We start from the raw sequence: 7098 nt of genomic DNA on the forward strand, positions 1-7098 counted from the left end.
GGTCGTGCCCCAATCAGTTGAAATTTCATCGACGTTCATGCCGATCTTGCGCAGCATGTCGGCGCCGACCTCGGCGATGGCGTTGATGCGCGGCACGTCGGTGGGGGCGAGGTAGACGATTTTTTCACCCTTGTAGCCGGCGGCTTCCAGGTCGCGTTTGATCGCGGCGAGGTCATGGGGGCCGTTCAGCGCCGCCATGCCGGCGTTGTTCGCCATCGCCGTTCCGGGGGTGAAGATGCCGCAATGGGCGTCGTAGGTGCCGTTGCCGCCGACGACTGCCTCCATGAACTCCTTCTGATTCACGGCTTTCAGCGCAGCTCGGCGGATCGAGGGATTGTCGAATGGCGGGAACAACTGGTTGAAGCGCAGGAAGCCGATCAGGCCCTTGGTTTCCACGACCTCGGTCTTCAGGTTGGTTTTGGTGCGTAATGAGGGGACCAAGTCCATCAGGGGCTGTTCGACCCAATCCACCTCCCCGGCGGTCAGGGCGGCGATCTGGGTGGCCGGATCGGGGGTGGTGAGCCATTCGACGCGGTCGAAATAGGCCAGGCGGGGGCCGGCACAGAAATCGGGCTGGCCTTGCGGGCGCGGGACGTAGTGCTCGAATTTCGCATAGACGTTGCGCGCGCCGGGGACGCGTTCGGCGGGCAGATAGCGGAAGGGGCCGCTGCCGACGATCTCGGTCAGGCGGACATCGGTGGCGGTTTTCGCCAGACGCTCCGGCATGATGACTGCCATGGTGTTGGTCGGATGGCCCAGAGCGTCGGGCAGCAGGCGGAAGCGGTGCTTCAGGCGGATTTTTATCAGCGTGTCGGATGGGGCGGACAGTTCGTCGGTCGCGGCGGCGAGCGCCTGGCCGAATGCGTCGTTGGTCTGCCAGCGTTGGATGCTGGCCACGGCGTCGCGGGCGAGGACCGGGGTATCGTCGTGGAAGCGCAGGCCGGGGCGCAGGGTCAGCGTCCAGGTCAGGCCGTCGGGCGAGGTGGTGTAGCCTTGCAGCATCTGCGGCTGGGCGTTGCCCGCGGCATCCATCGCGAACAGTGTGTCGTACACCATCAGCACGTGATTGCGCGTCACGAAGGCACTGACTGCCGGATCGAGCAGCGCAAGGTCGGCGTAGGGGACGAATTTCAGCGTGGTCGTGGACTGTGCTCGTACCAGTGCGGGGCGGGCGAGGGTGGCGGTCAGTCCGGCTTTCAGCAGGGTGCGTCGACGCATTGTGGTTCTCCGATTTGGGGCGGAGGACGCAAGGGGCATGCCACCAACGGTCAGGATGTTGTCGCCTGACGCTTGACGCTTCCCGCAAAAAATCCGTTGCGCTCGAATGAGCCGCCATGCGCACCCTGCGCGCGCCGTAATGGCCTGACCCTGAATGGTTCCTTGGCTTGGCACCCGGGATCGTCGGCGCAATGCCGGCGCTGCGGTGGCGGCTTCTCTTTTTCAGGCGGATGAGCGGGATAAGGGGGGATGAAGGGATGCGTGGTTGTTGGGGCCGGTGACCGAACGGATCATCGTCGAACTCAAGGTGGTCGGCGCGCCGAGCGACGCGCATGTCTCGCAATACCGAAACTACCTATGGGCGACCGGCAAGCCCTGTGCCTGCTGATCAACTGCGGCCGCCCCAAAGTCGAAATCCACCGCATCACCGCCGGGGCCTGATCGCGAAAACAATCACCTTTATCCCTTCTTATCCCGCTTCATCCGCCTAAAAAAGGGAAGCCACCATTGCCGGCCGGCACTGCGCTGACGATCTCGATCCGGAACAAAAGGCAAATGCCATGCCTCCGGACTGACACCGAGCCATGACGAGGTTCGGGTGTTGATGTCAGCGAGGCCTGGTATCAGAGGTGATCGGCCCTATCCATGGTCGGTCGCGATCCAGCCGCGGATGATTCCCAGCGTCGTATCGGGATGGCGGTCCACCAGTTGCGTGACTTTGCGGATCGAGGACGCTCGCAACTGTCCTTGGATATTGCTCATTGTCACGATGTCGTCGTCTTCGGCCGTGGCCAGCGCGTTCTCGGCGGTGTTGTGGCCAATCCCGAGCGGGGTGGGTTGAAGCGTGCCGATCCCGGGAGCGGTGGTGTCGGTGATTTCCCCGGCCGCCCCGGCGATGGTCAGGCCGACCGCCTGCTTGTTCAGGGCCACGAAGATCGATCGCGCGGTCAGGATGATGATTCCGAAGCCGACCACGCCGAAAGCGATCATCTGCAGGAACGTCACCAGGTCGCCGTTCGCCTTGGCTGGCCGCGAGGCCGGCGCGGCCTCTGCCGTGTCAAGCGTGGAGACGAACGGCATGCTGACGACATCCAACTGGTCGCCGCGCTTTTCATCGAAACCGATGGCGCTTTTGACCAGTTTCGCGATCTGGTCCAACTCCGCCTGATCGCGTGCTTTCCAGGTGTGCTTGCCGTCGGCGCCGACCACGTCGGTGCCATCGACCATGACCGCCAGGGTGATCCGCTCGATTTGCGGCTGGTCATGCACGATCGCCCGCACGGTCTTGCCGATTTCGTAGTTCGTCGTTTCTTCCTGCTTTCCCTCCTGCGTGCCGGCCGCGGCAGCGGCGCCCGCATCGGCGTTCGGCAGGTTGTTCTGCAGCGAGACCGGTCCGGTCTTGTCGGTCGTCTTGCTGTTGGAGGTCACGTTCTGCGTGCTGCGCACGACCGACCCGTCGGGGTCGAATTTTTCCTGCGTCTCCTTCACATTGTCGAAGTTCATGCGGATCGATGCTTCCGCATGCACGTGTCCTGGCCCGAGGGTCTGTTCCAGCATCATTTCGACTGCCATGGCCAGCCGGGCTTCGGTTTTCTGCTGGATATTCTCTTCCATCGCCGTCTTGGACCGCACATCGTTGCCGTCACCGGCCTGCGACAACAGATGCAGGTTTGAATCCACCACTGTGACGTCTTGCGGGCGCAGTCCCGGTACGCCGGCGGCGACCAGGTCGACGATCGACTGGACGGCCTCGGGCGACAAGATCTGCCGTCCGGGGACGGTCAGCATCACGCTCGCCTGGGCACGCAGGCGGTCATGTGCGAACGGTTCCCGCCGCGGCAGGACGATATGCACGCGGGCATGCAGGATGCCGTGAACCGACACGATCGTCCGGGCGAGCTCACCCTCCAGCGCGCGGGTCAGCTTCACCTGCTGGTCGAAGTCGGTGACTGCCAGATCGTTGCTACGGTCGAATATCTCGTATCCGGTGACGTTGTCGCCGGACAGGCCGCTGACGGTCAGCAGCGCTCGGGCGGCCGCCAGGTCGCTGTCGGGGACAAAAAGCTGCGTGCCGTCGAGCCGGTAGGGGATTTTCCGTCCGGTCAGCTCCGCGGTGATCTGCTGGGCGTTTTGGGGATCGATATCGGATGCCAGCAAGGTCATCCGGCCTTGGCTGGGCCCTTGGATTTCCAGCCAGGCGAAGGCGCCGATGATACCCAGCGTGACGCCAACGAGCATGGCGACACGCACCATGCCAAGCTTGCGGATGCTGTCGAGGAGGCCTTTCATTCCTGATGCTCAGAGTCCTACGCCAGCCAAAGGGTTAGCAGGGAAACCTTACCGACCGGTTAACGGCCGGCCTTGCTTTCCGTGCCGGCCTGAGGCTTGCTGATGAAAAGCCGGTCAAGGGCGGCGCGAATATATGGCTCTGGGGATCGGCTTCGGCGTTGGGCGGAGGCCAGGACGTCTTGAGAGTCGCATCCCGAACAGCAGAGGAGTTCAAACCATGACCCGTACCCCGACCTTCGGCCGCTATGCCGAAATTCCCGAAAGCGAGATGACGCCGGAGCAGCGGGACGGTTACCGCTTCCTGATGGACGGTCCTCGCGGCCGGCTGCCCGGTCCGTATAAGATCTGGATCCATAATCCGAAGCTGGTGCATGCCGCCGATCCGCTGGGGCGGCATTTCACGCCGGGGCAATACTCGCTGACCGAACGGGAGCGGGAGATCGCTGTCGTGGTCATCACCAGTGCCCTGCATTCGGCCTATCCCAACAATGCGCACGAGATTCGCGGCAAGGAGGTGGGTTTGCCGGCGGCTTCGGTTGAGGCGATCATCGCGGGCCTGCCGACGTCGTTCGAGGATGCGCGCGAGCAGCTGGTTTACGAAGTGTCGATGGCGTTGGCGAATGGGAGGATCGTGCCAAAGGGGCTGTACGATCGTGCTGTCGCCGGTTTGGGGCATGTCAGCATCACCGATGTGATCAGTCTGATGGGGTATTATACGAGTGTGTCGTTGACGATGAATTTTTATGCGGTTGCCGCGGGGAGTGCCGGTATGGCGCGTTGAGGTTGCCGCGCGAGGTGGGTTTGTCGTTGCCATCGCGCTGCCGTTGATTTTTGTTTCGGTAGCAGGGAATCTGAACGACTATTCGCGTGGAATGATGTGCTGGCACCGATACTTTTTGCCGTTCCAACCAAAGGCGTGGATGGCGGGCCTTCGCCCACCATGACGGTGAGAAGCAGTGCCAGCGTGTCGGTCTTTCGGCGTGCTGGTGTTATACGCATTTCGTGGATTGCGTATAACAGGCAGGCATCGGATGCGCTTCGGATAGCCGAGGGTGGTTTGGCGCTTGGGTTCGGGCTGATCTGGCCTAATCCCAGTCGATCGCCTCTCGCGCCACGTCTACGGTTCCGTTGCCGCGAAGGCGTACCACGTTCACGGTTTTCGCCAGGTCGGGCGATCCCGAGTAGTACGCCGGCACCGTCGTTCCGGTGCCTACGGCGGCGGCCCTGTTCCAGTGGCCCAGGGCGAGGTAGTCGGCGCGCGTTGCCTCGATCTCGGCGTTGCTGATCAGCCAGGATGGGCGCAGCGGGGGGACGCCGTCATCCTCGTAATGACCGTGGGCCAGGGTCACATGCCAGCGGGCGGTGCGCGGCCTGGGTTCTCGCAGTGGGACCATGTTGTTGTAGTCCACATGGGCGTGTCCCCAGACCTCCAGGTCGTGGTCGGGGAAATGCACGGTCTGGTCGTGTGTCACGCCGATGATATGGACGTGCGGCAGCTTATCGAGGCCGCCGCGCCGCCAGACCGAATCCGATGTCACCGGATCATGGTTGCCCGGCAGAACGATCACCGGCATGCCGGCGTCGTTCAGAAGGGCGATGCACTGGGCGACGATGGCGGGCGATTGACGGTTGTTGTCGAAGATGTCGCCGACCAGAAGCACGTAGTCGGCGGCGTGGGATTTCGCCGCGTTCAGCACGACGCGCAGGCCGGTGGTGCCGTCATCCCCGTATGGACCCTGATGCGGATCGTCATCGACGTGCAAATCGGAACTATGCACTAAGACAATATCACTCACGCCAACCTCACCCCGGTGCTTCGTGCGCAAGTGTCGTGCACCGGGGTGGTTTTGGTCAATGCGCGCTCATGCGGGCCGATGCGGGGTGGCCGCCGACCTTGAAGCGCTTGCCGGTGTCCGCGACCGTGGTGCCGTCCACCTTCAGGATGGAGAAATCCTGGTCGCTGTAGTTGCCGACGTAGATATATTGGCCGTCCGGGGTGAAGGCGACGGCCTCCGGAACCGCACCGACATCGATCGTCTTGATCGGCGTCACGGTCTGGCCCTGGATCTGCAGGATGGTGACGGTGCCGTTCTTGTGGTGGAACCAGGCTGGCGGATTGTTGGACCCGTTGACGTTGGCGACCGCGGCGATGGTGCCTTTGGGGCTCATCGCCAGGCCCTCGGGGGCGTCCTGCACGGTGACGTGGGCGATGACGTGCGGATGCGGATCTTGCAGGTCCACCACGCTGACGGCGTCCATGTTGCCGTCGGCCGATCCGCCGAAGCCGTTGTCGGCGGTGATCGCCAGCTTGGAATCCGGCGTGACCACGACGTTGTAGGGGAACTGATACGTCGGCAGGTCGAGCTTGTTGTAGGTGACCTTGTCGCCGTCGACGTCGAGGATCGCGACGGCGTTCTCGGGCGATTTCACCGCCAAGGCGTGTTTGCCGTCGGGGGTGAACTCGACGGTGGAAACGCCGGCGCCGACCTGGATCGTGTCGGTTTGAGTTACCTGCGTGCCGGCGATCTTCAGAACGCTGATGGTGCCGTCGCCGCGGTTGCATACCAGTGCAATGTCGCCCTTGGGGCTGAAGGATAGGCCGGATGGCTGTTTGCCCAGGGTCACGGTTTGCACGAGTTTGGGTGGGTTGGCCTTCAGGTCGATGACCCACAATTTGTTGGTTGGCACCAGCTTCTGCTTGCCGTTGTCATCCGTCGTGGTCATCGAATCCGCCACCAGGGCGATGCTGTCGTCAGGCGCGATGGCGAGGTTGGTGGGAGGGCCGACGATCGAGTTCTCAAGGTTTAAGGTCGCAACGATCTTGGGTGCCTCGGGCTTCGCTACATCGACGATCAGCACGGTGTCCTTGCCGGTGGGCAGGACCAGCGGTTTGCCCTGGGCGTCCCAGTTGGATTTTTCATCGTTGCCGACGATCATGTAGGGCGCGGCCAATGCGGTGTTGGCGGCGAGTAACAATCCGAACGCGCTGGCAACGACGTGCCGGAATAGGGGTGACGACATCGATTTCCTCCCTTTTTTTATATTTTGCGCTGTTGACTGTGGGACAGGTTCGGGCCGGACCGCAAGCCCGGTCGTTGGCCCTGGGTGGCGATTGGGGGTAGCATCGGTCCCAACCACAATCGAGAGGAGCCAAGTCTATGATCGACCTGCATTATTGGCCCACGCCGAACGGCAAGAAGGTGACGATCCTGCTGGAAGAGGCCGGGATCCCGTACAACATCGTGCCGGTGAACATTGGCCGCGGCGACCAGTTCACGCCGGCGTTCCTGAAGATGAATCCCAACCACCGCATGCCGGTGATGGTGGACAATGCCCCGACCGGCGGCGGCGAACCGGTCGCCATCTTCGAGTCTGGCGCCATCATGCTGTATCTGGCGGAGAAGGTTGGACGTTTTTACCCGCAGGACCTGCGCGGCAAATACGCGGTGACGGAGTGGCTGATCTGGCAGATGGCCAATCAGGGCCCGAAGCTGGGCGAATGTGGCCATTTCCGCCGTCTGGGCGACAAGCAGGGCGACCAGACCTATGCGGTGCGGCGGTTCACTGATGAGGCGAACCGGCTGTACGGGG

At 62.9% G+C, this 7098-nt stretch carries 7 protein-coding genes; 3 read left to right on the top strand and 4 right to left on the bottom strand.

The window, feature by feature from the left end; all coding sequences use genetic code 11:
- On the bottom strand, window positions 1-1218 hold a 1218-nt coding region (locus GSQ89_RS24705; RefSeq protein ID WP_158930269.1), incomplete at its 3' end, for an ABC transporter substrate-binding protein.
- A 277-nt stretch (window positions 1219-1495) separates the two neighbouring features.
- Between GSQ89_RS24705 and GSQ89_RS38660 the strand changes: the two genes are divergently transcribed.
- Window positions 1496-1606, top strand: coding sequence for a GxxExxY protein (locus GSQ89_RS38660; RefSeq protein ID WP_216856367.1), 111 nt, complete (start codon window positions 1496-1498; stop codon window positions 1604-1606).
- A gap of 251 nt (window positions 1607-1857) precedes the next feature.
- Here GSQ89_RS38660 and fliF read toward each other — a convergent pair whose 3' ends face one another.
- Window positions 1858-3507: a flagellar basal-body MS-ring/collar protein FliF gene (fliF, locus tag GSQ89_RS24710; protein ID WP_158930271.1), complete on the bottom strand. Its 1650-nt coding sequence runs from the start codon at window positions 3505-3507 to the stop codon at window positions 1858-1860.
- Window positions 3508-3724: 217 nt separating this feature from the next.
- On the opposite strand from fliF, the gene GSQ89_RS24715 reads away from it, so the two are divergent.
- Entirely contained in the window at window positions 3725-4288 is a 564-nt protein-coding gene (locus GSQ89_RS24715) for a carboxymuconolactone decarboxylase (RefSeq protein WP_158930273.1), read from the top strand.
- A gap of 304 nt (window positions 4289-4592) precedes the next feature.
- Here the strand turns inward: GSQ89_RS24715 and GSQ89_RS24720 are convergent, their stop codons facing one another.
- Window positions 4593-5303, bottom strand: coding sequence for a metallophosphoesterase (locus GSQ89_RS24720; protein WP_158930275.1), 711 nt, complete (start codon window positions 5301-5303; stop codon window positions 4593-4595).
- Between the two features lie 55 nt (window positions 5304-5358).
- Window positions 5359-6528, bottom strand: coding sequence for a YncE family protein (locus tag GSQ89_RS24725; protein ID WP_216856368.1), 1170 nt, complete (start codon window positions 6526-6528; stop codon window positions 5359-5361).
- A gap of 137 nt (window positions 6529-6665) precedes the next feature.
- Here GSQ89_RS24725 and GSQ89_RS24730 point away from each other — a divergent pair.
- A partial coding sequence (locus GSQ89_RS24730; protein WP_174254920.1) for a glutathione S-transferase N-terminal domain-containing protein occupies window positions 6666-7098 on the top strand: 433 nt, incomplete at its 3' end.

The sequence above is a fragment of the Acidisphaera sp. S103 genome, assembly GCF_009765975.1.
Lineage (GTDB): Bacteria > Pseudomonadota > Alphaproteobacteria > Acetobacterales > Acetobacteraceae > Rhodopila.